A 24,283-nucleotide genomic window follows, 5' to 3' on the forward strand; every position below is an offset into this window, starting at 1 on the left:
TCAGTTCTCGCCCAGCGCCTTGACCGCGCCCTTGTGCGCCTTGGCATTGTGGACATAATGGTCGACGCCCTCACGCATGTCGATCAACGCGGCGTCGGACAGGTCGCGCATATATTTGGCGGGCCGCCCGGCCCACAGCTGGCGGTGCGCGACGGTCTTGCCCGATGTCAGCATCGCGCCCGCCGCCAGCATCGCGTCGCTTTCGACCGTGCAGCCGCTCATGACGATCGCGCCCAGCCCGACGAACGCCCGGTCGCCCAGCACACAGCCATGGACCATCGCCATATGGCCGATCAGCACGTCGTCGCCGATGATCGTGGGCCACCCGTCGAGCGGGCGGCCATCGTCGCGCTCGCCCGCGCTGTCGCAATGGATGACGGTGCCGTCCTGGATATTGGTGCGCGCGCCGATGCGGATGCGGTTCACATCGGCGCGGATCACGCAATTATACCAGATGCTGGCGTCCGCCCCGATCTCCACGTCGCCGATGATGCGGCATCCCGGCGCGATGAAGGCGCTGGGGTGGATGATGGGCGTCTTGCCGCCGAAGGGGATGATGCTGACGTCGGGATAGTCCGGGTGCGACACATGTCTCTCCTGTTTATGGTCGTATCTTGAGCGCCGGCAGGATGCTGGCATGATCGTCGGTCCACAGCGCAAAGCCGGGCCGTGGTTCCATCGTCCGCCATCCGCCCGGCGGGCTGTAGGCAGCGAGCAGGTCGATTTGCCGGGGATCGCGTGACAGGGCGACCCACACGGAGGCCGCATAATGGCGGGGCGCATCGCGCGTGTCCGGCACATAATGGCGCCAGCGCGCCTGCCACCCGCCCGCCGCCGCTTGCCCCGCGATCGCCGGGCGCAGGTCGAGATAGCGGTTGGAAATGTGGATCAGCAGCAGCCCCTTGGGCGTGAGGCGATCGGCATAGATGGCGAACGCCTCGCGCGTCAGCAGGTGAAGCGGAATCGAATCGGACGAAAAGGCGTCGATCACCAGCAGGTCGATGCTGCGCGCCGGCTCCCGCGCCAAAGTGAGGCGCGCGTCGCCGATCACGATGTCGGCGCGCGGCTGGCAGCGCGACAGGAAGCTGAACCGGGCGGGATCGCGCGCGATCGCCGCCATCGCCGGGTCGATCTCGTAGAAGCGCCAGCGTTGGCCGGGCGCGGCATAGCAGGCGAGCGTCCCCGCCCCCAGCCCCACCACCCCGATCCGCGCGCGCGGACCGACCAGCGCGGGCGCATGGCGCAGCGCCAGACCGACGCCTGAATCGGGCGCATAATAGCTGGTCGGCGTCCGCTCCCAGCCCGGCCGGCGCAACTGGACGCCGTGCAGCGTCGTGCCGTGGAACAGGATGCGCCGATCGCCCGCGTCGGCGACGCCATAGACGCCGAAATAGCTGCGCGTCAGCATCCCGCTCGCCGACTGGGACAGCTTCTCCCAACCGCTCAGGCACAGCATCAGATAGACGAGCATCCCGGCGGTCAGCGTCCGGTGGCCGAGCGCCAGCACCCCCATGGCGATGATCGCGACGAAGGACAGCGTCTTTGCCCATTGGGGCGTCGGGTCCGGCCCGATCAGCCCGCCGCCGACCATCGAAAGCGCAAGCCCGATGACCAGCATCAGCGCGGCCAGCCAATGTCGGCGTCCGGGCGCTTCCCACAGCAGGCGCGGCAACCGCAATATCGCCTCGCGCCCCGGCATCAGCAGCGCGGCGGCGATCAGCAGGATCGGATATTCATAGGTCCAGTCGAAGATCAGCGGGGCGATCAGCGCGCAGAACAGCCCGCCCAGCATCCCGCCCAGCGACATGACGAGGTAGAAGCGCGTCAATTGCGCCGGCACGGGCCGCAGGTCGTACAGCCGGCCATGGAGCGCGATCGCGGTCACGAACAGCACGATCACGATGCCGATCGCGATGAAGACCGGAAAATGGATCGCGCCGGTAAAGGCGATGCACGCGCCGATCAGCAGCACCAGCGGCGCGACCTGCCCGCACATGTCCGCAAGGGCGCGTTTGCGCGCGAACGCGATCGAGAAACTCAGCAGATAGAGGCCCAGCGGCACCACCCACAGCAGGGGCATCGCGACGATGTCGGTGGTGAGGTAGAGGCTGGTCGCCAGCATCAGCCCCGACGGCACGGCGGCGAGCGCCAGCCACAGCGCCACGGTGGTCCATGACGGGGGCGGCGCGTCCGACGCGGCGACCGGCGCTTCGCCCGGACTGCCCGCCGGCAACCGCCGCGCACTCGCATAGACGAGGAAGAAGAGCGCGCCGTAGCCGAGCGACCAGAGCAGGCTCTGCGCCTTCAATGTCAGCAGCGGCTCGACCAGCAACGGATAGGCGATCAGCCCGGCAAAACTGCCCAGGTTCGACGCGGCATAGAGCGGATAGGGATCGCTGTCCTCCGCCAGAGCGAACCAGCGCTGGAGCAGCGGCGCTTGCGCGGCGACCACGAAGAAGAGCGGGCCGATCGACGCAGCCAGCAGCCACAGCACCCAGAGCGCCGGGGCCACTGTGGCGGACGGCTCCCACGGCGCGAGGCCGATCGGCAGAAAAACCGCGCTCGCCAAGAACAATGCGAGGTGGATCGTCGCCTGCCGCCGCGCGGGAAAGCGGCCGAGCCAATGGGCATAGGCGTAGCCGGCGAGCAGCAGCGCCTGATAGACGAGCATCGCCGAATTCCACACCGCCGGCGCGCCCCCCAGCCGGGGCAGCGCCATCCGCGCGATCATCGGCTGCACCAGGAACAGCAGGAACGACCCCGCGCAGATCGTCAGGACGAAGCGCGGACGTGTTCCCAACGCTCTCATGCCCTACTCGTCGCCCCGGGCTTGACCCGGGGCCCCGCTGCCTTTTGCTTCCTCAAGAAGCGGGGCCCCGGCTCAGGGCCGGGGTGACGGAGGTTGCATCCAGTCTTACCCATTCAGCAGCCGCGCTGCGTGCAGCGCATGATAGGTGAGCACGCCCGTGCATCCCGCCCGCTTGAACGCCATCAACGTTTCCAGGATCAGCGCGTCCCGGTCGCCCGATCCGGCCGCCGCCGCATGTTCGATCATCGCATACTCGCCCGACACCTGATAGGCGAACACCGGCACAGCGAAGCGGTCCCGCACTCGCGCAATGACATCCAGATAGGGCAGCCCCGGCTTCACCATCACGCTGTCTGCGCCCTCGGCCAGGTCGAGCGCCACCTCGCGCAGCGCCTCCTCGCCATTGGCCGGGTCCATCTGATACCCCTTCTTGTCGCCCTTCAGCAGCCCGCGCGATCCGACGGCATCGCGGAACGGGCCATAAAAGGCGCTCGCATATTTGGCGGCATAGGACATGATCTGGACATTGGCATGGCCCTCCTCCTCCAGCGCCTCGCGGATCGCGCCGATCCGGCCGTCCATCATGTCGCTGGGCGCGATGATGTCCGCGCCCGCCGCCGCCTGGTTCAATGACTGGCCGATCAGCACGTCGATCGTCGCGTCGTTGACGACATAGCCGGTCGGATCGAGCAGCCCGTCCTGCCCATGCGCCGTGTAGGGATCGAGCGCCACGTCGGTCAGAACACCGATGTCGGGCACCGCATCCTTGATCGCGCGGATCGCCCGGCACATGAGATTGTCGGGATTGAGCGCCTCCGCGCCATCGTCGCTGCGGCGCTCCGGCTGGGTGTTGGGAAAGAGGGCAAGGCAGGGAATGCCGGCGTCGCGCGCGTCCTTCGCCCTTGCGACCATCAGGTCGACGGACCAGCGCGACACGCCGGGCAGCGCGCCGATCGGCTCCTCCACCCCCTCCCCCTCGGTCACGAACAAAGGCCAGATGAAATCGGCGGGGGAGAGGCGGTTTTCGGCATGCATCGCCCGGCTCCAGGCCGTGGCGCGCGGGCGGCGCAGGCGAAGCGCCGGATAGGGGGCGTAGGTCATGGGGCGGAGGTGTAGGCGGGCGGGGCCAGGGGATCAAGCCGAAGCGGGGAGAGGGTCGCCCCCCCCCCGCCCGTCATTCCCGCGAAAGCGGGAATCCATCTCCTACCCTATCCCCGGACGCAAGGTCGGGAGATGGATCCCCGCCTTCGCGGGGATGACAGAGGATTATATCGCCTAAAATTCCTCCCCGCCGCACGTCACGCGCCCCGTCCCGCGATTGTCCACCGTGCAGGCGGCCTTGCCGGTCACGGTCACGTCGCCCGATCCGCTGGCGACGATCTTCGCGGCGACATCGGCGCTCAGCGCCATGCTGCCGGGGCCATTGTTGCCCAGCGTCGCCTGCCGCACCCGCAGAGGCTCGGCCATGAGCGCGCCGGGGCCGGAGACATGGGCGTTGGCGATGTTCGCGCGCCCCGCCAGCGTCACCCGCCCGCCGCCCGTCAGCGTCACGTCGATGCGGTCGAGATCGACCTCCGCCACGCTCACATCGCCATTGCCGCCCAGCGCGATCTCGCCGCGCTGGCCCTTGAGGCGATTGATCGCGACCGATCCGCCGCCGGTCAGCACCACCCGGTCGATCATGGCGGTGGAGAGGCGCAGCGTCGCCGCGCCCGCGCTCTTCGTGCCCGCCGGGCCGCGCTCCATGCTGACGATGAGCAGCCGGCCCGACACGTCGACCTTCAATCGGTCGAGCGCGGTCTGGTCTCCGTCCGCGCGCGCGGACGTGGCCGTGCCGGTGGTCAGCACCACGCTGACCGGCGCGTCGACCCGGATCGCATCGAAGCTGGTGATGGTAAAGCCGCGCGTCGCCGCGCTCGCGGGGCCGCCCGCCAGCAGCCCTGCCCCGATCAATCCCGCCGTTACGGCGCGCAGCGCGCCTCGCCCGAACCCATGATGCTGCTCTTGCACTGCGCCCTGCCCTTCACCGTCACGTTACCCGATCCCAATATGCTGATATCAACCGCGCCGTCCGACGCAAAGCCGGCATCGCCCGATCCCAGCAGCGACACCTCGCCGCCGCCGGCCTTCAGCCCGGCCCCGTCGAAATCGCCCGATCCGGTCAGCGACAGGTCGATCGACTGCGCGGTGCCGGCGATCTGCATGTCGCCCGATCCGGTCAGTTCGGCCTTCAGCGCGCCGACGCTCGCCTGCGCCACGCTCAGATTGCCGGAGCCGTTCAGTTCCGCCTCGAACGGTCCGCCATCGGCGCGGTCGACGCTGACGTCGCCCGATCCGGTCGCCTCGACCGATCGGATCGCGGGCAGGGACACGCGGATGGTCGCGCCCTTGTCCTCGCTCCAGCTCATGCCCATGCGCTTCTTGCGCCCGATCTCCAGCGTGTCGCCATCCCGCCTGATCTCCAGCCGGTCGATCGCCTTGCGGTCGCCCTCCACCTTCACCGCGAAGTCGCCGCGCGTCACGATCACGTTGTCCGGCCCGGTCACCTCGATCGCGGTAAAGCCGTTGAGGCCCGCCCAGTCGGCAGGGTTGGCCGGCGTCTCGTCGGCCGCGCCGCCATCGCGCGTCTCGCGCGAACAGGCGGCCGGAACCAGCGCCAGCGCGGCGATCAGGGTGGCGGGAAGAAGAGCTCGGCGCATCGCAATCTCCTACAACTGTGTTGCTCGACTAATACGCTATCTGGGTGGCGGTTCCAAGCCCCCTTGTGCGTTCTTCCCCAAGAGGCATGATCACGCCCCTGAACCGGAAGGACTCGTCCCGCCCATGCGCCCTCTATCGCTGATCCCCCCCGCGCTGCTGCTATGCGTATCAAGTGTCTCACTCGCTGTCCAAAGCGAGGATGACGGCCCGCGCTGGTGGCGCCATGTGGAGGCGCTGGCGGGCGATGCGATGGAGGGGCGCGGCACCGGCACGCCGGGCTATGACCGCGCGGCCGACTATGTGATCGCGCAATTGCAGGCGCTCGGCCTCAAGCCCGCCGGGATTGACGGCTACAAGCAGCCTGTCGCCTTCGTCGAGCAGGTGGTGCAATCGGGCAGCAGCAGCGCCGCGCTCATTGGCCCGCAGGGGGAAACGCCGCTCAGCGTGCCGGGCGACCTCATCTTTTCCGGCAGCGGCGGCCCGGTGCCCGAAACGATCGACGCGCCGCTGGTGTTCGCCGGCTACGGCCTCCACCTCCCCGAAGTCGGCCATGACGATTTCGCCGGCCTCGACCTCAAGGGCAAGATCGTCGTGGTCGTCTCGGGCGGCCCGGCGAGCATCTCGGGCGCGCTCAAATCCCATGCCCGGTCGGAGCGGGCGAAATGGCTGGCGGAACAGGGCGCGGTCGGCCTCGTCAGCCTGGTGACGCCGGGGCAGGTCGAAATACCCTGGGACCGGCGCGTCGCCCTCGCCAGCGCGCCGGCGCTCTATTATGCCAACGCCGCGCTGCGCGAGACCCAGGCGCCCTTCCTTGGCGCGCAGCTCGATCCCGCCAAGTCCGCCTTGCTGTTCGAGGGATCAGGCAAGGATTTCGCCGCCATCGCCGCCGCCGCAGACGCCTCCGCCCCGGTCGCCAGCTTCCCCCTCGCCCAGCGGCTGAAGGCCAGCATCGCCGCGACCCGCCGCGACCTCTCCTCGCCCAACCTGATCGCGGTCATGCCCGGCACCGATCCCAAGCTAAAATCCGAATATGTCGTGCTCTCGGCCCATCTCGACGGCTACGGCATCGGCACGCCGATCAAGGGCGATGCCATCTACAACGGCGCGTTCGACAATGCGTCGGGCGTCGCCAGCCTGCTGGAAATCGCCCGCGCGCTCAAGGCCAGCAAGGTCAAGCCCAAGCGCTCGATCCTCTTCGCCATCGTGACAGCGGAGGAGAAGGGGTTGCTCGGCTCCCGCTATTTCGCCCGTCGCCCGACCGTGCCGGGCAAGAGCATCGTCGCCGACCTCAATTTCGACATGGCCCTCCCCATCTTCCCGCTGACCAGCGTGACGCCCGTGGGTTACGACCAGAGCAGCCTGGGGCAGGACGCGGCGGCGGTCAGCCAGGCCATGAACCTGCCGATCGTCCCCGATCCCTTCCCCGATCGGAACGTCTTCATCCGCTCCGACCAATATGCCTTCATCCGCGAAGGCATCCCCGCGCTCTTCTTCAAATATGGGTTCAAGGCCGGCACGCCCGAAGCCGACACGGAAAAAGCCTGGCGCGCCAACCTCTACCACTCGCCCTTCGACGACCTGAAGCAACCGGTGATGCCGGCGGAGAGCGCCAAGCTCAACGCCTATGTCACCGCCGTCACCCTGCGCGTCGCCAATGCCCCTGCCCGCCCGACCTGGAACGAAGACAGCTTCTTCAAGCGCTTCGTACAGTAGCGGCTGCCTTACCGCGCCGCCTCATACAGTTCCAGCGGCAGGTCGTCGGGGTCGGCGAAGAAGGTGAAGCGCTGGCCCGTATATTCGTCCACGCGGATCGGCTCGCACGGCACCCCCGCCGCCTCCAGCCGCGCGACCTCGGCGTCGAGATCGTCCACGGTAAAGGCGAGATGGCGCAGCCCCTGCGCCTCCGGGCGACTGGGACGCGGCGGCGGCGCGGGGAAGGAGAACAGCTCGATCTGGGCGTTGCCCGCATCGAGATCGCACTTCCACGACCGCCGCTCCGCCCGCCACACCTCCCGGATCACCGGCAGGCCGAGGATGTCGCGATAGAAAGCGCGGGACCGCTCATAGTCGGAGCAGATAAGGGCGATATGATGAATGGCGCGCATGATGCGCGTGTAGGCCGCTAGCGCGGCGGAGGGAATGGGGATAGCGGGTGGGAACTGGACACTCGATCTCTATCGTCATCCCCGCGAAGGCGGGGCCCCATCTCCCCATCGCTGCACTTGGGGTGACGTCAGGAGATGGGTTCCCGCCTTCGCGGGAATGACCGAAAGAGGGTGGATGGCGGACGGTCGGCTTTGCGGTGAGTGAGTGTGACTAGCGGCTATTAGGCGGGTCTGCTTCTATAAGGCTCAAACGGTTCGCGCGTACCATCGGCCTTCCTGTAGCGCCGTCTGGAATAACTTCGCCTGACAGTTGCACGACGACCTGAACGTTGCCGAACCCATCCTGACGCGCTGATCGCACAATGCGGTCATAAGCCTGATCAACATTGTCATTGCCCGTGGCGAAGCCGACACCGGGGCAGTCCCGGCCGGAAACCGATGCTCCGCATTCGATACAGCCGTCTTTAGCTGCGTGCGCTAAAAGAACTGCGGTGCCTTCAACCTTGTCGCCAACAGATACCGCCCAGCACCGGTTGGCAGATAGTTCGACCGGCTTAGAAGCGCATGACGCCAACGCGACGAGGCAAAACAGCGAGAGATTGTAGGACCGCATTTGGCGATCGTCACACAACTCTCCAATGTCCGCAAATGATCGCCTTCAGGCACCCTCCTTTGCAAGGGGATGGGGAGTGATTGTTCGGCAAGCCACTGGAGCCTGACCTCGGTAGAAATGAGATGTGCGGAGAAGGCTGCGCGCCTGAAGCGCCGTTTCCGCTTACGCAACTAAAGAGCGGTTCACGCGGAGGCGCAGAGGCGCGGAGAGATGGCGTAACCCCTCCGCGCCTCTGCGCCTCCGCGCGAACAAATTCTTCGCTGCGGGCCCCGCAGCGATCAAACCCTGTCCTACTTCGCCTTTTTCTGGTTCACCCTATCGGATGCCCCCGCCCCCTCCCTCGCCCGACCAATGGCGCCACCCGACAATCGCGCCGGCCTTACCCGAGGATGACCTTCCCGCAGCGCGACCGGCGCGTCGGCGGCGCGTCGCGAGCGCGTCGCGAGCGCTTCGCCCCGAAAAACCCCGCGACGGTGTGAACTTCGTAGGATGACCCGATGCGCCCATGCTTATCGAAAACTTTACCGCCCCTCCGCTAGAGCCGAACCCGATAATGATGATCGGACCAGCCATGCGCCTGCCCCACGCCCTGCTCATATTCCTGACGATCGCCGCGCCGGAGCCTGCCTTCGCGCAGGTCGCGGCGGCGGACAGCGGGGATACCGGCTGGATGATCCTGTGCGCGCTGCTGCTGCTGGTCGCTGCGCTGCCGGGGCTGATGCTGCGCCATGCGGGTCAGGTCAATGTCCGCAGCGCCCTCTCGGTCATGGCGCAGGGCGCGGCGGTGGCGGCGGTCGCCTCGATCGTCTGGGCGCTCGCCGGCTACAGCCTCGCCTATGCGCCGGGGGGAAGCTGGATCGGCGGCGGCGCGAACCTGCTGCTCGCCAATCTGGGGCAGCTCCGCGACGGGCTGACCGTGCCCGAATCGGCCTTCGTCCTGTTCCAGCTCGGCCTGGCGCTGATCGCCGCCTGCCTGCCGGTGGGCGCGGTGGCGGAGCGGACACCGATCGGCTGGTGGATCGCCTTTACGCCGCTCTGGCTGCTGCTCGTCTATGCCCCGCTCGCCCATGCGGTGTGGGGCGGCGGCTGGCTGGCGGAACTGGGCGTCATGGATTTCGCGGGAGCCTTGAGCATCCACGCGCTGGCGGGCTTTTCCGCGCTGGCGCTGGCGCTGATCGTCGGGCGGCGGCGCGAGGGCGGCGACGCAGGCCATGCCCCGGTGCTGAGCCTGGCGGGCGGCGCTCTGCTGTGGATCGGCCTGTCGGGCGCGGTCGGCGGCTGGGCCTTGGGCGCGACCGATGATGCCGCAACCGCGCTGCTCAACCATCATTTCGCCGCCTGCGCCGGCGCGCTCGGCTGGGCGCTGCTCGACAAGCTGCTGGGCGGACGCAGCAGCGCGACCGGCATAGTATCGGGCGCGCTGGCGGGGATCGCCGCCATTTCCGCTTCGGCCGCCCTGGTCGGCACGGGCGGCGCGATGCTGATCGGCCTCACCGCCGCGATTATCTCCCGCATCGGCGCGGGCGCGCTGTCCGGCCGGGTGGACGATGGCGCGGGCGTCTTCGTCATCCACGGCCTGGGCGGCGCGACCGGCGCGCTGCTTCTCCCCATTTTCGTGCTGCCGCTGATGGGCGGGGTCGGGTTCGAGGCCAACATCACCCTCACCGGCGCGCTCATGAGCCAGCTCATCGGCCTCGTCGTCGTGGCGCTCTGGGCGCTGGTGGGCAGCGCCATCGCCGCGTTGATCGTGTCGGTGGTCATCGCGATGCGGGTCAGCCCCGAAGCCGAAGCCGAGGGGCTGGACGCCCGCCAGCACGGCCAGCAGGGCTGGGACTTCCGCTGAGCGCCATGACGCTCGCCGTCCTCATCTTCGCCCATCAGGAGGAGCGGCGGATCGGCCTCTGCCTTGGTTCGCTGCCGCTCGACCGGCCCGATACGCTGCTCCATGTGCTGGTGAACGGCACCACCGACGCGACCGTCGCGCGGGCGAAGGCAGCAGCGGGCGGCCGGGCCAATGTCATCGTCCATGACATCCCCCAAGGCGGCAAGTCGCGCACCTGGAACCACGCCGTCCACACCCTGCTGACCGGCGACGAAGAGGCGGTGATCTTCATGGATGGCGACGCGGAGATCGTCGCGGGATCATTCGACGCGCTTGTCGCCTGCCTCGCCGCCCACCCGGACGCCAACGCGGCGGCGGGGATGCCGATGAACGGGCGGATGGCAGCGGCCTATCGCGACGGGCTGCGGGTCGAAGGCGGGCTGTTCGGCGATCTTTACGTCCTGTCGGGCCGCTTCGTGGCCGAGATACGGGCGCGCGGCCTGCGCCTGCCCGACGACCTCATCGGCGACGACGGCCTGGTCGCCGCCTGGGCGCATACCGGCCTTGGCCGCGACGCCCAGTGGGTCCACGAACGGGTGGTGATGTGCGACCGTGCCGGCTTCCTGGCCGAACAGGTGAGCCTCGCCCGCCCGTCGACCTGGGCAATGCAGTATAAGCGGCTGATCAACTACTCGGTGCGCTTCTATCAGAACCGGATCGTGTCCGACATCATGGCGCGCGAGGGCCCCGACGGGCTGCCCGCGCGCCTGTCGAGCCTCTATGCCGGCTGGCTCCCCCGCTGGCGCCCGCGTCCCGGCCTCACCGGCTGGTTCGACCGCAAGGCGCTCAGCCGGATACGGAAAGCGGCCGTTTAACGGTCGCGGCCGGCCAGTTCCTTGTTGACGTAGAGCGCCACCATCGTCGCCACCGCGCCCGACAGCAGGTAGATGCCCGACGCCGCGAGCCCGAACCTGACCGACAGCGCCAGCGCCACCAGCGGCGCGAAGCCAGCGCCGACCAGCCAGGCCAAGTCCGAGGTCAGCGCCGAACTAGTATAGCGCGCCTCGGTCGCGAAATTGGACGCGACCACCCCCGACGACTGACCGAAGGACAGGCCAAGCAGCATGAAGCCGAGGATCATGAACGCCACTTCGCCCAGGTCTCCGCCTGTCAGCAGCAGCGGCGCCATCACCGAGAAGATGGCGATGCCGAGCGCCGACCAGCCGAGCAGCGAGCGGCGGCCGATCTGGTCGGCGACGAAGCCCGACACGACGATAGCGAGCAGGCCCACCGACGCGCCGATCATCTCGATGATGAGGAAACGCTCGATCGGCTGGTCGGTGTAGAGCGCCACCCAGGACAGCGGGAACACCGTGACCATGTGGAACAGCGCGAAGCTCGCCAGCGGGGCGAAGGCGCCGATGATGATGTTGCGCCCTTCCTTTCGGACCGTCGGCAGCACCGGGGATGGCACCAGGTCGCGCTGCTCGAACAGCCGCGCAAACTCGTTGGTCACGACGATCCGCAGGCGTGCGAACAGGGCGACGACGTTAATTGCGAAGGCGACGAAGAAGGGATAGCGCCAGCCCCAGCTCAGGAAATCGGCTTCCGACAGGTTCAGCAGGAAGAAGGCGAACAGCCCGCTCGCCACCAGCAGCGCCAGCGGCGCGCCCAGTTGCGGCACCATCGCATACCAGCCGCGCTGATGCTGCGGCGCATTGAGCGATAGCAGCGAGGCGAGCCCGTCCCATGTGCCGCCGAGCGCAATTCCCTGCGCCGCGCGCAGGATGATGAGGACTAACGCGGCATAATGGCCTATCGTCTCGTAACCGGGTAGAAAGGCGATGGCGACGGTCGAACTGCCGAGCAGGAACAGCGCCCCGGTCAGCTTCGTTCCCCGCCCGTAGCGGCGGTCGATCGCCATGAAGACCAGCGATCCCACCGGCCGGGCGATGAAGGCGACGGCGAAGATCGCGAAGGAATAAAGCGTACCAGTCAGCGCGTCGACATAGGGAAAGACCAGGTTCGGGAAGACGATCACCGACGCGATTGCATAGACGAAGAAGTCGAAGAACTCGGAGGTGCGGCCGATGATGACGCCGATCGAAATATCCCCCGGCGCGATCCGCTCGTCGCGCGCGTTGATCTTGCGCGCGTCGTCTTCCAACGGCTTGGAGGTGAAGGCGATGGCCCCACTATTCATACACATCCGCTCCTTGGCTGGACCACCGGCGCGGAATATCCGTCTGTCAGCGGCCTGGGCGTGGCAACATATCAGAAAACCGCCAGAGTCTAAGCGGTATCCGGCGCTATCTACATTTTTTGCAGGCGCACAGAATGGGACAAAATGCCCACTGTGCGGCTTGCCCGGCAACCGGTAGGCGATCGCCATGTCCCTCCCCTCCCCCTCCCTGCCACCGTGGCTTTCACGCCGGTCCGTCCCGATACTCGCTGCGCCGCTGGCGGGCTGCAACATGGTCGTGATGAACCCGTCGGGCGATATTGCGGTGCAACAGCGCGACCTCATCCTGATTTCGACCGGGCTGATGCTGCTGATCGTGCTGCCGGTCATGGGCCTCGTCGTCTGGTTCGCGCTGCGCTACCGCGCGACCAACGCGGCGAGCGAGAAGGACTATGATCCCGACTGGGATCACAGCACCAAGCTTGAACTGCTGATCTGGTCCGCGCCGCTGCTGATCATCATCGCTCTGGGCGCGCTGACGTGGCTGAGCACCCACAAGCTCGACCCCTACCGCCCGCTCGACCGCATCGATTCGAACATGCGGGTCGACCCCAGGGTGAAGCCGTTGACGGTTCAGGTGGTCGCGCTCGATTGGAAATGGCTGTTCATCTACCCCGAGTTGGGGATCGCCACGGTCAACGAGCTGGCGCTTCCGGTCAACGTGCCGGTGCGGTTCGACATCACCGCCTCGACCGTGATGAACAGCTTCTACGTGCCCGAACTCGCCGGCATGATCTACGCGATGCCGGGGATGAAGACGCAGCTTCACGCCGTCGCCAACCGCCCGGTGACCAGCAAGGGGCTGTCGGCCAACTATTCAGGCGCTGGCTTCAGCCACATGCGCTTCGCCTATCGCGCGATGGACCGTGCGGGCTTCGATGCCTGGGCGGCAAAGGTCAGGACCAGTCCGGTGGCGCTCGATCGCCCCGTCTATCTCGAACTCGCGCGACCGACCGAGAAGGCGCCGGTCGCCTATTTCCGCACCGGCGACGCCCGGCTGTTCGACGCCGTCGTCAACCTCTGCCCCAAGCCCGGCCAGCGCTGCATGGGCGAATTGATGCATGTCGACATGATGGGCGGCGCGGGCAAGGAGTCGGCGCGCGACACGCGCGGGCTGCAATATGACTTTCCGAACAGTCACGTGATCGAGCAGACCGACCGCAACCGGGGTCAGGAAACCGCGCCCGATGCGGCCGGATCGGCCCACGCGCCCTCGGCGGACCATAGCAACCACAGCGGCGCGAACGCGCACGCGCAGCACCAGTAAGGCCGCATCATGACGACAGCACAGATGATCTTCGGACGTCTGACCTGGGACGCTTTCCCCTGGCACGAGCCCATCGTCGTCGCGACCTTCGTCGCGGTATTGCTGGGCGGCGCGGCACTGGTCGGCGCGCTCACCTATTTCCGGCTCTGGGGCTATCTCTGGAAAGAGTGGTTCACCAGCGTCGACCACAAGAAGATCGGCATCATGTACATGGTGCTGGGCCTCGTCATGTTCCTGCGCGGTTTCGCCGACGCGATCATGATGCGGATTCAGCAGGCCTGGGCCTTCAACGGCTCCGAAGGCTATCTGAACGCGCACCATTACGACCAGGTGTTCACCGCCCATGGCGTCATCATGATCTTCTTCGTGGCGATGCCGTTCATCACCGGCCTCATGAACTATATCGTCCCGCTCCAGATCGGCGCGCGCGACGTCAGCTTCCCCTTCCTCAACAATTTCAGCTTCTGGATGACGACCGGCGGCGCGATCCTGGTGATGTGCTCGCTGTTCCTGGGCGAATTCGCGCAGACGGGCTGGCTCGCCTACCCGCCGCTGTCGGGCATCGACTACAGCCCGGCGACCGGCGTCGATTATTATATCTGGGCGCTTCAGGTCGCGGGCGTCGGCACCACATTGTCGGGCATCAACCTGATCGCGACCATCGTGAAGATGCGCGCGCCCGGCATGAGCCTCATGAAGATGCCGGTCTTCACCTGGACCTCGCTTTGCGCAAACGTGCTGATCGTCGCCTCCTTCCCGATCCTGACCGCCACGCTCGTGCTGCTGTCGCTCGATCGCTACGCCGGCACCAACTTCTTCACGAACGACTTCGGCGGCAACCCGATGATGTATGTGAACCTCATCTGGATCTGGGGCCACCCGGAGGTGTACATCCTCATCCTGCCGCTGTTCGGCGTCTTCTCCGAAGTCGTGTCGACCTTCTCCAGCAAGCGGCTCTTCGGCTACACCTCGATGGTCTATGCGACCTGCACGATCATGGTGCTGTCCTACCTCGTCTGGCTGCACCATTTCTTCACCATGGGGTCGGGCGCCAGCGTCAACAGCTTCTTTGGCATCACGACGATGATCATCTCGATCCCGACGGGCGCGAAGCTCTTCAACTGGCTGTTCACCATGTATCGCGGCCGCATCCGCTACGAATTGCCGATGATGTGGGCGGTCGCCTTCATGCTGACCTTTACCGTGGGCGGCATGACCGGCGTGCTGCTGGCGGTGCCGCCGGCCGACTTCGTGCTGCACAATTCGCTGTTCCTGATCGCGCATTTCCACAATGTGATCATCGGCGGCGTGCTGTTCGGCCTGTTCGCGGCGATCAACTATTGGTGGCCCAAGGCGTTCGGGTTCAGGCTGAACCAGTTCTGGGGGCATGTCAGCTTCTGGTGCTGGAACATCGGCTTCTGGCTCGCCTTCGGTCCGCTCTATGTGCTGGGACTGATGGGCGTCACCCGCCGGATGCGCGTGTTCGACGATCCCAGCTTGCAAATCTGGTTCGTCATCGCCGCGATCGGCGCGGCGATCATCGCCTGCGGCATCGGCGCGATGCTGGTGCAGTTCGCCGTCTCGATCTGGAAGCGCAACGAGCTGCGCGACGTGACTGGCGACCCATGGGACGGGCGCACGCTCGAATGGGCGACCAGTTCGCCGCCGCCGGAATATAATTTCGCCTTCACGCCGGTCGTCTACGACGCCGACAGCTGGGCAGACATGAAGAAGAACGGCTATCAGCGGCCGCTGACCGGCTACGCGCCGATCCATATGCCCAGCAGCACGGGGACGGGCGTGATCCTGGCGGGCCTCGCGACGCTCTGCGGCTTCAGCCTCATCTGGTATATCTGGTGGCTCGCAGCGCTCGGCTTTGCCGGCTTGGTCGCGGTCGCGATCGGCCACACCTTCAACTACAAGCGCGACTTCTACATCCGACAAGAGGATGTGACGCGCACCGAAGAGGCGCGCACCCGCGCCCTGGCGGCGGGAGCCTGACGACCATGAGCAGCACGACCGCACCCCTGCCCGGCGAGACCCGGACCTACCATCTGGCGGAGGAACCGCACCTCCATGAAGGGCACAGCACCATGCTGGGCTTCTGGATGTATCTGATGAGCGACTGCCTCATCTTCGCCATCCTGTTCGCCACCTATGCTGTGCTGGGCGGCAACTATGCCGGCGGGCCGGGGCCGAAGGATCTGTTCGACCTGCCGCTGGTCGCGGTCAACACCGCGATGCTGCTCTTCTCGTCCATCACCTATGGCTTTGCCATGCTGGCGATGGAAAAGAACCGCGTCAGCGCGACGCAGGGATGGCTGTTCGTCACGCTCCTGTTTGGCGGCGCGTTTCTCTCGATCGAACTTTACGAGTTCGCGCACCTCATCCACGAGGGCGCAGGGCCGCAGCGCAGCGCGTTCCTCTCGGCTTTCTTCACCCTGGTCGGCACGCACGGGCTGCACGTCACCTTCGGGTCGATCTGGCTCGTCACGCTGATGGTGCAGGTCGCGCGCAAGGGGCTCATTTCGGCCAACAAGCGCCGCCTCATGTGCCTTTCCATGTTCTGGCACTTCCTCGACGTCATCTGGATCGGCGTCTTCACCTTTGTCTATCTGATGGGAGTCCTGCGGTGAGTGACGCAGTCCACAGCCATGGTCATCATGACGAACATCATGAGGAGGGCGCGCATGGCACCATGGGCAGCTACATGATCGGGTTCGGCCTGTCGGTGATCCTGACGGCCATCCCCTTCTGGTTGGTGATGTCGGGCGTGCTGGGCAATCCGCGCCTCACCGGCTTTGTCATCATGGCCTTCGCCGCGGTGCAGGTCGTGGTCCACATGATCTACTTCCTGCACATGAACACGCGGGTGGAGGGCGGCTGGTCCTTCATGGCGATGATGCTGACGCTGGTGCTGGTGGTCATCACCCTGTCGGGCTCCATGTGGGTCATGTATCACCTCAACGCCAACATGATGCCGCACGCGCAGCAGGATATGGGCGACATGAACATGGACATGGGCCCGACGCAGGAAATGCGGACCATGAGCAACATGAGCGAGATGCCGTGACAGCGGCAAGGTCCGGGGCGCGCCGGCGCGCTCCGGCCTTCCTGATCGGCCTGACGTCGATCGCCCTTGTCCTTTTTGTCGGATTCTGCGCGCTCGGCGTCTGGCAGGTTCAGCGCCTCGCCTGGAAGCGCGACCTTATCGCTCGCGTCGATGCGCGCATCCACGCCGCGCCTGTCCCCGCGCCGGCCAGCGCAACCAAGATGGACGAATATCGCCGCATCGCCGCTACCGGCAGCTTTCTCCACGACAAGGCCGCCCTGGTACAGGCGTCGACGGTGCGCGGGCCGGGCTATTGGGTGCTGACCCCGCTGCGCCGGGCGGATGGCACGATCCTCTTCATCAATCGCGGCTTCGTGCCCGACCGCCGCACCGCCTACGACAGGCCCCAGGGGCAGGTCCGCATTATCGGTCTGTTGCGGCTGACCGAGCCGGGCGGCGGCTTCCTGCGCGCCAATGATCCGCGCGCCGACCGCTGGTATTCGCGCGACATCGCGGCGATCGCGGGCAGCAGGAGCATCGCCGCCGCACACTATTTCATCGACGCCCAGGCCAGTGCCTCGCCCGGCTATCCGATCGGCGGCCTTACCGTCGTCCGCTTCCCCGACAACCATCTGCACTATGCGATCACCTGGTTCGCGCTGGCGGCAATGACCATCGCGGGCTACATCATCGTCATGCGCCAGACCGGGAAAGACCGCCGCCCATGACCGCGCCATCGGGCAAGAACCGAAGCTGGCTGCCCGGCCAGTGGCCCGCCGACGCCGCCGGTAGGCGCAACATGGCGCTGCTGGTGCAGCTGCGCTGGATCGCCATCGCCGGCCAGCTCGTCACGATCCTGATCGTCCATTTCGGCATGACTATCCGCCTGCCGCTCGGGTCCATGCTGGTGGTGCCATGCATCGCGGCGCTGATGAATGTCGGCAGCATGATGGTGCTGCGACGGCGCGACGACATCAGCCATGCCGAACTGTTCCTGGCGCTGCTGTTCGACGTGCTGGCGCTCACCACCCAGCTTTACCTGAGCGGTGGGGCGACCAATCCCTTCATCTCGCTCTTCCTGGTGCAGGTGACGCTGGGCGCCGTGCTGCTGCACCGCTGGAGCGTCTGGGGGATCGTCGCCATCACCGCCTTCTGCGCGGCGACGCTGACCGTCGCCTACCGCCCGCTCGACCTGTCGGAGCGGTTTCAGGACCGGCTATTCGATTTGCACATCATCGGTGCATGGGTGTGCCTGACGATGGTCGCGGTGCTGATCGTGCTCTTCATGACGCCGATCAGCCGCAACCTCCAGGACCGCGAAGCCTATCTCGCGCGGATGCGGCAACATGCCGCCGAGGAAGAGCATATCGTCCGCATGGGCCTGCTGGCTTCCGGCGCGGCGCATGAGCTTGGCACCCCGCTCGCCCAGCTTGCCGTGGTGCTGAACGACTGGCGGCACATGCCGCAGATCACCCGCCACCCCGATCTGGTCGAGGAGGTGGAGGAGATGGAGGCGGCGGTGCGGCGCTGCAAATCGATCCTGACCGGCATCCTCCTCTCCGCCGGCGAGGCGCGCGGCGAAGCGCCCGAGGTGACGAGCGTGCGCGCCTTCCTGGAGGCCATCGCGCAGGACTGGCGCGCCGCCCATCCGGGCGTGGCGCTGCGCAGCGATTTCGGCCCCCACGATTATCCGCGCATCGTCGCCGATCCAGTGATCCGGCAGGCCGTCACCAACCTGCTCGACAATGCGCGGGAGGCGGGCGCGACCTACATCAACCTGCTGGTCAGCCGCGACAGCCAATGGCTCAACATCGCGGTGCGCGACAATGGCAAGGGGTTCGACCCCGACATGCTGGCCGACGTCGGCAAGCCCTACCGATCGACCAAGGGACGGCAGGGCGGCGGGCTTGGCCTGTTTTTGGTCGTCAACGTCGCGCGCAAGCTCGGCGGGCGGGTGGACGCCAGCAACGGCGCCGAAGGCGGCGCGATGATCCAGCTGCGCCTGCCGCTGGCGACACTGGGCATGGAGGATGAAGATGACGGCTAGGCAGTTGCTGATCGTCGAGGATGACGAGGCGTTCGCCCGCACGCTCAAGCGCTCCTTCGAGCGGCGCGGCTATCAGGTGATGCTGGCCGACAGCTTGGAAAGCGTCACTGCGCTGCTGGAAACGCAGCGGCCGGGCTATGCCGTGGTCGATCTGAAGCTCGGTCCGCAATCGGGCCTCGCCTGCGTGCAGGCGCTCCACGCGCATGATCCCGCGATGCTGATCGTGGTGCTGACCGGCTTCGCCAGCATCGCCACAGCGGTCGAGGCGATCAAGCTCGGCGCGACCCATTATCTCGCCAAGCCGTCCAACACCGACGATATCGAAGCCGCCTTCGCGCGCGGCGCGGGCAATCCGCAAGCCCCGCTCGGCCCCCGTCCCACCTCGATCAAGACACTGGAATGGGAGCATATCCACGAAGTGCTGAAGGAATGCGATTTCAACATCTCCGAAGCCGCCCGGCGCCTCGGAATGCACCGCCGCACGCTGGCGCGCAAACTCGCGAAGCGGCAGGTGGGGTAGCGATAGGGGATGGAGCGGGTGAAGGGAATCGAACCCTCGTCGTAAGCTTGGGAAGCTTCTGCTCTACCATTGAGCTACACCCGCGTGGGCACCGTCCATGGCGCATCGCGGGGGGCGCTGTCAACGCTCCTCAATAGGGTGCGTCGGCGTCCCTGGGCGGGATCGCGCCGCGCCGGCCGATATTCCATCCCGCCAGCCGGTGCCCGGCCAGCGCCGCTTCCTGCGGCGATGCGCCGGACAGGCGGGCGTGGAGGTAGCCGGCGTTGAATGCGTCGCCCGCGCCACTCGAATCGACCACCGCCAGCGTCTGCGGGACGGGGATCAGCGCCTCGTTGACGCGGCAGCCGTCGCCGCCAAGCTTGACGATGATCTCACGGCCCTCCCCCGCGCCCCAGCGGCGGGCGGCGTCGGCGGCGTCATCCGCCTCGCCCATCTCCACCTCGTCCGCCAGCGTCGGCAGGCCGATGTCACACAGCGCGATCGCCCGGTCGCGCCAGTAGCGCGCGGTGGCGGCGTCGCTCCAGAGGCGCGGACGGTAATTGCCGTCGAAGGCGACCCGCCCGCCCCGCGCCCGGACGCGCGTGCACAAATCGAGCAGCACCTCCCGCCCCGCATCGGGCAGGATGGCGAGGGTGATGAGCGAGAAATAGAGCAGGGCGGACTGCGCCCCCTGTTCGACCATCGCCGCGCTGCCGGGCAGGTCGAACATGCGCCGCGCCGCCGCTTCGCTCCGCCAATAATGGAAGCTGCGTTCGCCCGCCGCGTCGGTCTCTATGGCATAGAGTCCCGGCAGCCGGTCGGGTGCGATAAGGACGAGCGACGTATCTACCCCTTCGGCCTGCCACTGGTCGATCAGTTGCGCGCTCATCGGATCGGCGCCGAGCGCGCTCGCGAGGCGCACATGCTCGCCCGAGCGCGCGAGATGGACGGCGGTGTTGATGACGTCGCCGCCGTAGCGCAGGTTCCACCCGTCGCCCCCGCCCCGGCTCAGTTCCAGCATCGCTTCGCCGATCACGGTTATCGTGGCTTTTGACACGGGCGCTCCATTTGTCTTACATAATCCCCGTGACCAGAACAGACGGCCAAGTCAAGGCCGCCCCCGGCAGCCAAGAGAGGGAACTTCCAAATGGTCCCGGCGTTTCGCCTGCGGCAAAAGAGCGCCCGCAAGGCGTTGATCCCGGGGGCCGCATGATTACATCCTCTCTCGAACAGGCCGGCAACCGCTTTGAACTGCTGGTGCAGAGCGTGACCGACTACGCCATCTACATGCTCGATCCGACCGGCATGGTGATCAGCTGGAATGCCGGGGCACGGCGCTTCAAGGGCTACGAGGCGGAGGAGATCATCGGTCTTCATTTCTCGCGCTTCTACACGCCGGAGGATCAGGCGGCGGGCATCCCCGCGCTCGCGCTCCACACCGCAGAGCATGACGGCCGGTTCGAGGCTGAAGGCTGGCGGGTGCGGAAGGACGGCGCGCGTTTCTGGGCCAGCGTGGTGATCGATCCGATCCGCGATCCGGCGGGCCATCTGCTCGGCTTCGCCAAGGTGACGCGCGACCTCACCGAACGGCGCATCGCGCAGGAGGCGCTGCGGGAGAGCGAGGACCGGTTCCGGCTGCTGGTGCAGAGCGTTACGGATTACGCGATCTACATGCTCGATCCGGTCGGCACCATCACCAGCTGGAACCTGGGGGCGGAACGCTTCAAGGGATATAAGGCCGAAGAGATATTGGGCGAGAATTTCGCGCGCTTCTACAGCGACGAGGATCGCATGGCGGGTCTCCCTTCGCGCGCACTGCACACGGCGGAGACCGAAGGCCGGTTCGAGGCGGAGGGGTGGCGCATCCGCAAGGATGGCACGCGTTTCTGGGCGAATGTCGTCATCGATCCTATCCGCGATCCCCGCGGAAAATTGCTGGGCTTTGCGAAAATCACCCGGGATCTGACCGAAAGGCGCGCGGCGCAGCAGGCGCTGGACGAAGCCCGCGACGCCATCGTCCAGACGCAGAAGATGGACGCGATCGGCAAGCTGACCGGGGGGGTCGCGCATGATTTCAACAATCTGCTGGCGGTCGTCATGGGCAGCTTGGACCTGGCGCGGCAGCGGCTGGCGACCGGCGGCGACATCGGCCGCTATCTCGACAATGCGATGACAGCGGCCGAGCGCGGCGCGACTCTGACCCAGCGGATGCTGGCCTTCGCGCGCAAGCAGGAGCTGAAATTGCAGGGGGTCGACTGCGTGGCGCTGGTGCGCGGCATGGCCGAACTGCTTCGCACGACACTGGGCGCTGCGGTATCGATCGAAACCCAGTTTCCCACCGTGATGCGGACCGCCCATGCCGATCCGGCGCAGTTGGAGCTGGCGCTGCTCAATCTGGCGGTCAACGCGCGCGACGCGATGCCCGATGGCGGGCGGATCATCATCGACGCCGCCGAAGTCGAGGTGACCGACGCGGCGCGGCCAGACTTGCGGGACGGAACCTATATCCGCCTGTCGGTCATCGATGAGGGCGAGGGTATGGACGCCGCAATCCTGTCGCGCGCCCGCGAACCTTTCTTCACGACGAAGGGCGTCGGCAAGGGCACGGGCCTTGGCCTCTCCATGGTCCATGGCTTCGCCCAGCAGTGCGGCGGATCGCTGACGATCGCGAGCGAAGTGCGCCAGGGCACGACGGTGTCGCTCTGGCTGCCCGTCGCGCAAACGGACAATGCCGCGCCCGTCGTGGCGCTGCTTGAGGAGATCGGCGACGAGACAGCGCCGCTGGTGATACTGGCGGTGGACGATGACGATCTTGTGCTGACCAACACCGCCGGGATGCTGGAGCATCTGGGGCATACTGTGTTCAAAGCGGCGTCGGCGCAGGACGCGCTGCGGATGCTGGAGCGGGGCGATGTCGATCTGGTGGTCACCGACCATGCGATGCCGGGCATGACCGGCGCGCAACTCGCCGACGCGATCGAGGCGTTGCGGCCGGGCCTTCCGGTCATCATCATTACCGGCTTTGCCGAATTGCCGCCCCATGCGACGCGCCGGCCCAGGCTCGACAAGCCCTTCCGCCAGGCCGAATTGGCGCAGGTGGTCGCCGGCGCGGGCCGGGCGGCGGCGGCGCGACGGCTGGCGGCGCTGGACATGGATCAATCCTTGCATGGCGCATGATGCCGGCGAAATGATGCCGGATTGAACGGAAATTTCGCTGGGAACGGACTTGCAACCCCGAAGCAGTTCGCCAATGGGGGAGGGACGCCCCTCCCCTCCGATCCGCAGGACCGCATGGATTCGCCCGTCGCGCCATCACCGACATCGCACTTCTACACGTCGCTGCGGACCCGGCTCCACTATCTGGACTGGGGCAATCCGTCCGCACCGACGCTGATCCTGGTGCATGGCGGGTTCGACCATGCGCGCAGCTGGGACTGGACGGCGCGCGCGCTGGCGAAGGACTATCATGTCATCGCACCCGATCTGCGCGGCCATGGCGACAGCAGCTGGTCCACCGACGGGGCCTACATGATGAGCAGCTACGTCTATGATCTGGCGCAGTTGGTGGACTTGCTCGACCGGTCGCCGCTGACGATCGTGGGCCATTCGCTGGGCGGATCGATCAGCTTGCGCTTTGCCGGCCTTTACCCGGAAAAGCTGCGCCGTCTGGTGGCGATAGAGGGTCTGGGCCTCGCGCCCACGCTGGTGAGCGAGCGCGGCGCTCGACCTGCGCCCGATGTGTGGCGCGAATGGATCGACAGCCGCCGCATCAGCGCCGCGCGCACGCCGCGCCGCTATCCCACGATCGAGGCGGCGATCGGACGGATGCGCGAACGCAACGAGCATCTCACCGTCGAACAGGCGTTTCACCTGACCAGCCATGGCGTCAATCGCAACGAGGATGGCAGCTACAGCTGGAAATTCGACCCCTATCTCAACGTCATGGTGCCGCAGGCGGGACTGGACGCGGAACTGCCCGATTTCTGGCAGCGCATCACCTGCCCGACCTTGCTGTGCCTGGGCGCGGACAGCTGGGCGTCCAACCCGGTCAAGGACGGACGCATCCGCCATTTCCGCGACGCCCGGCTGGTCGAGTTCGCCGATGCCGGCCACTGGCTGCACCATGACCAGTTTGATCGCTTCATCGGCGAACTGCGCGGTTTCCTAAGCGGTGAAACCGTCGATCGCCGCTCGGTACTGCGATCCTAGCGCCGCGATGAAATCGGCGGCAGGCTGTACCCGGTCGATCGCGCCGATGCCCTGACCGCAGCCCCATATGTCGCGCCACGCCTTCTTGTCGCCCCCGGCGATGCTGCCGAAATCCATGTCCTCGGCTTCGGGCAGATGGTCAGGGTCCATGCCGGCAGCAACGATGCTGGGGCGCAGATAATTGCCGTGAACCCCCGTGAAGACGTCGGAATAGACAATGTCTTCGGCATGGCTGTCGACGATCATCTGCTTGTAGGCGGCGTCGGCATTGGCCTCCGTCGTGGCGATGAAGGGCGAACCCATATAGGCAAGGTCCGCGCCCATCATCCGCGCCGCCGCGATCGACCGGCCGGTGGCGATCGAACCGGACAAAGCGAGCGGACCGTCGAACCATTGGCGGATTTCCTGCACCAGCGCGAAGGGCGACAAAGTGCCGGCATGGCCGCCGGCCCCGGCGGCGACGGCGATCAGGCCATCCGCCCCCTTCTCGATCGCCTTGTGGGCGAAGCGATCATGAATGACATCGTGCAGGACGATGCCGCCATAGCTGTGGATTGCCTGATTCACATCCTCCCGCGCGCCCAGGGACGTGATGACGATCGGCACGCGATATTGGACGCAGAGCGCCAGATCCTCCTCCAGCCGGCCATTGCTGCGATGGACGATCAGGTTGACGGCAAAGGGGGCGTCCTGCGGCGTCAGTTCGGCCTGCAACTGCTGCAACCATGCCTCGAACATGCCGGAAGGACGCGCGTTGAGCGAGGGGAAGGAACCCACGATGCCCGCCCGGCACTGGGCCAGGACCAAAGCGGGCTGCGAAATAATGAACATGGGCGACCCGATCAGCGGGAGTCGCAAACGGTCCTTTAGCACGGCCGGCAGGCTCATGGGCGGCATCTCCTCTCATATCTCCAGCCC

The 24,283-nt window shown here is 66.8% G+C and carries 22 protein-coding genes and 1 tRNA gene; 12 read left to right on the forward strand and 11 right to left on the reverse strand.

The annotated features are described in order from the left end of the window. From ACETPF_RS08805 to ACETPF_RS08825, 5 genes are all read right to left on the reverse strand, one after another. Positions 1-588 carry a gamma carbonic anhydrase family protein gene (locus ACETPF_RS08805; RefSeq protein WP_373934080.1) on the reverse strand — a complete coding sequence of 196 codons (588 nt, stop codon included), beginning with the start codon at positions 586-588 and terminating at the stop codon, positions 1-3. 13 nt (positions 589-601) lie between these two features. Then, positions 602-2,809, reverse strand: coding sequence for a fused MFS/spermidine synthase (locus tag ACETPF_RS08810; protein ID WP_373934081.1), 2,208 nt, complete (start codon positions 2,807-2,809; stop codon positions 602-604). Between the two features lie 105 nt (positions 2,810-2,914). Further along, positions 2,915-3,910: a porphobilinogen synthase gene (hemB, locus tag ACETPF_RS08815; RefSeq protein ID WP_373934082.1), complete on the reverse strand. Its 996-nt coding sequence runs from the start codon at positions 3,908-3,910 to the stop codon at positions 2,915-2,917. Positions 3,911-4,084: 174 nt separating this feature from the next. Continuing rightward, positions 4,085-4,819: a head GIN domain-containing protein gene (locus tag ACETPF_RS08820; RefSeq protein ID WP_373934083.1), complete on the reverse strand. Its 735-nt coding sequence runs from the start codon at positions 4,817-4,819 to the stop codon at positions 4,085-4,087. Then, a complete protein-coding gene (locus ACETPF_RS08825) occupies positions 4,771-5,508 on the reverse strand; it encodes a head GIN domain-containing protein (protein ID WP_373934084.1) in 738 nt (245 codons plus the stop codon). Before ACETPF_RS08825 ends, ACETPF_RS08820 begins: the two co-directional genes overlap by 49 nt. Before the next feature lie 124 nt (positions 5,509-5,632). Here ACETPF_RS08825 and ACETPF_RS08830 point away from each other — a divergent pair, with 124 nt between their 5' ends. Beyond that, the gene (locus ACETPF_RS08830) at positions 5,633-7,222 is read left to right on the forward strand and encodes a M28 family metallopeptidase (RefSeq protein ID WP_373934085.1); all 1,590 of its coding nucleotides are present in this window, start codon (positions 5,633-5,635) and stop codon (positions 7,220-7,222) included. Between the two features lie 8 nt (positions 7,223-7,230). Here ACETPF_RS08830 and gloA2 read toward each other — a convergent pair whose 3' ends face one another. Beyond that, positions 7,231-7,614, reverse strand: a complete 384-nt coding sequence (gene gloA2 / locus ACETPF_RS08835; RefSeq protein ID WP_373934086.1) for an SMU1112c/YaeR family gloxylase I-like metalloprotein — start codon at positions 7,612-7,614, stop codon at positions 7,231-7,233. A 211-nt stretch (positions 7,615-7,825) separates the two neighbouring features. Next, a complete protein-coding gene (locus ACETPF_RS08840) occupies positions 7,826-8,227 on the reverse strand; it encodes a hypothetical protein (protein WP_373934087.1) in 402 nt (133 codons plus the stop codon). 571 nt (positions 8,228-8,798) lie between these two features. Here ACETPF_RS08840 and ACETPF_RS08845 point away from each other — a divergent pair. Beyond that, positions 8,799-10,070: an ammonium transporter gene (locus ACETPF_RS08845; protein WP_373934291.1), complete on the forward strand. Its 1,272-nt coding sequence runs from the start codon at positions 8,799-8,801 to the stop codon at positions 10,068-10,070. A gap of 5 nt (positions 10,071-10,075) precedes the next feature. Continuing rightward, positions 10,076-10,924, forward strand: a complete 849-nt coding sequence (locus ACETPF_RS08850) for a glycosyltransferase (RefSeq protein ID WP_373934088.1) — start codon at positions 10,076-10,078, stop codon at positions 10,922-10,924. On the opposite strand, the gene ACETPF_RS08855 is transcribed toward ACETPF_RS08850, so the two are convergent. Then, positions 10,921-12,252 (reverse strand): MFS transporter, encoded by a 1,332-nt coding sequence (locus ACETPF_RS08855; RefSeq protein ID WP_373934089.1) that lies wholly within the window; start codon positions 12,250-12,252, stop codon positions 10,921-10,923. The genes ACETPF_RS08850 and ACETPF_RS08855 overlap by 4 nt on opposite strands. A 187-nt stretch (positions 12,253-12,439) precedes the next feature. On the opposite strand from ACETPF_RS08855, the gene cyoA reads away from it, so the two are divergent. From cyoA to ACETPF_RS08890, 7 genes are read left to right on the forward strand one after another with little or no spacing between them, the layout of a single operon-like run. Next, a complete protein-coding gene (gene cyoA / locus ACETPF_RS08860) occupies positions 12,440-13,558 on the forward strand; it encodes a ubiquinol oxidase subunit II (protein WP_373934090.1) in 1,119 nt (372 codons plus the stop codon). Between the two features lie 24 nt (positions 13,559-13,582). After that, the gene (gene cyoB, locus ACETPF_RS08865) at positions 13,583-15,559 is read left to right on the forward strand and encodes a cytochrome o ubiquinol oxidase subunit I (RefSeq protein ID WP_373934293.1); all 1,977 of its coding nucleotides are present in this window, start codon (positions 13,583-13,585) and stop codon (positions 15,557-15,559) included. A 5-nt stretch (positions 15,560-15,564) separates the two neighbouring features. Then, positions 15,565-16,194, forward strand: a complete 630-nt coding sequence (gene cyoC / locus ACETPF_RS08870; protein ID WP_373934091.1) for a cytochrome o ubiquinol oxidase subunit III — start codon at positions 15,565-15,567, stop codon at positions 16,192-16,194. Next, the gene (cyoD, locus tag ACETPF_RS08875) at positions 16,191-16,631 is read left to right on the forward strand and encodes a cytochrome o ubiquinol oxidase subunit IV (protein ID WP_373934092.1); all 441 of its coding nucleotides are present in this window, start codon (positions 16,191-16,193) and stop codon (positions 16,629-16,631) included. Before cyoC ends, cyoD begins: the two co-directional genes overlap by 4 nt. After that, entirely contained in the window at positions 16,628-17,338 is a 711-nt protein-coding gene (locus tag ACETPF_RS08880) for an SURF1 family protein (protein WP_373934093.1), read from the forward strand. The genes cyoD and ACETPF_RS08880 overlap by 4 nt, the downstream gene beginning before the upstream one ends. Then, positions 17,335-18,657, forward strand: a complete 1,323-nt coding sequence (locus ACETPF_RS08885; RefSeq protein WP_373934094.1) for an ATP-binding protein — start codon at positions 17,335-17,337, stop codon at positions 18,655-18,657. Before ACETPF_RS08880 ends, ACETPF_RS08885 begins: the two co-directional genes overlap by 4 nt. Then, the gene (locus tag ACETPF_RS08890; RefSeq protein WP_373934095.1) at positions 18,647-19,177 is read left to right on the forward strand and encodes a response regulator transcription factor; all 531 of its coding nucleotides are present in this window, start codon (positions 18,647-18,649) and stop codon (positions 19,175-19,177) included. Before ACETPF_RS08885 ends, ACETPF_RS08890 begins: the two co-directional genes overlap by 11 nt. Positions 19,178-19,187: 10 nt before the next feature. Here ACETPF_RS08890 and ACETPF_RS08895 read toward each other — a convergent pair. Both ACETPF_RS08895 and ACETPF_RS08900 read right to left on the reverse strand, forming a co-directional pair. After that, positions 19,188-19,261, reverse strand: a tRNA-Gly gene (locus ACETPF_RS08895). Between the two features lie 46 nt (positions 19,262-19,307). Continuing rightward, entirely contained in the window at positions 19,308-20,213 is a 906-nt protein-coding gene (locus ACETPF_RS08900) for a sugar kinase (RefSeq protein WP_373934096.1), read from the reverse strand. A 152-nt stretch (positions 20,214-20,365) separates the two neighbouring features. On the opposite strand from ACETPF_RS08900, the gene ACETPF_RS08905 reads away from it, so the two are divergent. Next, a complete protein-coding gene (locus tag ACETPF_RS08905) occupies positions 20,366-22,333 on the forward strand; it encodes a hybrid sensor histidine kinase/response regulator (RefSeq protein WP_373934097.1) in 1,968 nt (655 codons plus the stop codon). Between the two features lie 114 nt (positions 22,334-22,447). Continuing rightward, complete coding sequence (locus ACETPF_RS08910; RefSeq protein ID WP_373934098.1) at positions 22,448-23,365, forward strand: alpha/beta fold hydrolase; 918 nt, start codon at positions 22,448-22,450, stop codon at positions 23,363-23,365. Here ACETPF_RS08910 and ACETPF_RS08915 read toward each other — a convergent pair. Beyond that, complete coding sequence (locus ACETPF_RS08915) at positions 23,321-24,253, reverse strand: NAD(P)H-dependent flavin oxidoreductase (RefSeq protein ID WP_373934099.1); 933 nt, start codon at positions 24,251-24,253, stop codon at positions 23,321-23,323. The genes ACETPF_RS08910 and ACETPF_RS08915 overlap by 45 nt on opposite strands. Positions 24,254-24,283: the final 30 nt, after the last annotated feature.

Source organism: Sphingobium agrisoli, assembly GCF_041877245.1.
In the GTDB taxonomy this organism is placed as follows: Bacteria; Pseudomonadota; Alphaproteobacteria; order Sphingomonadales; family Sphingomonadaceae; genus Sphingobium.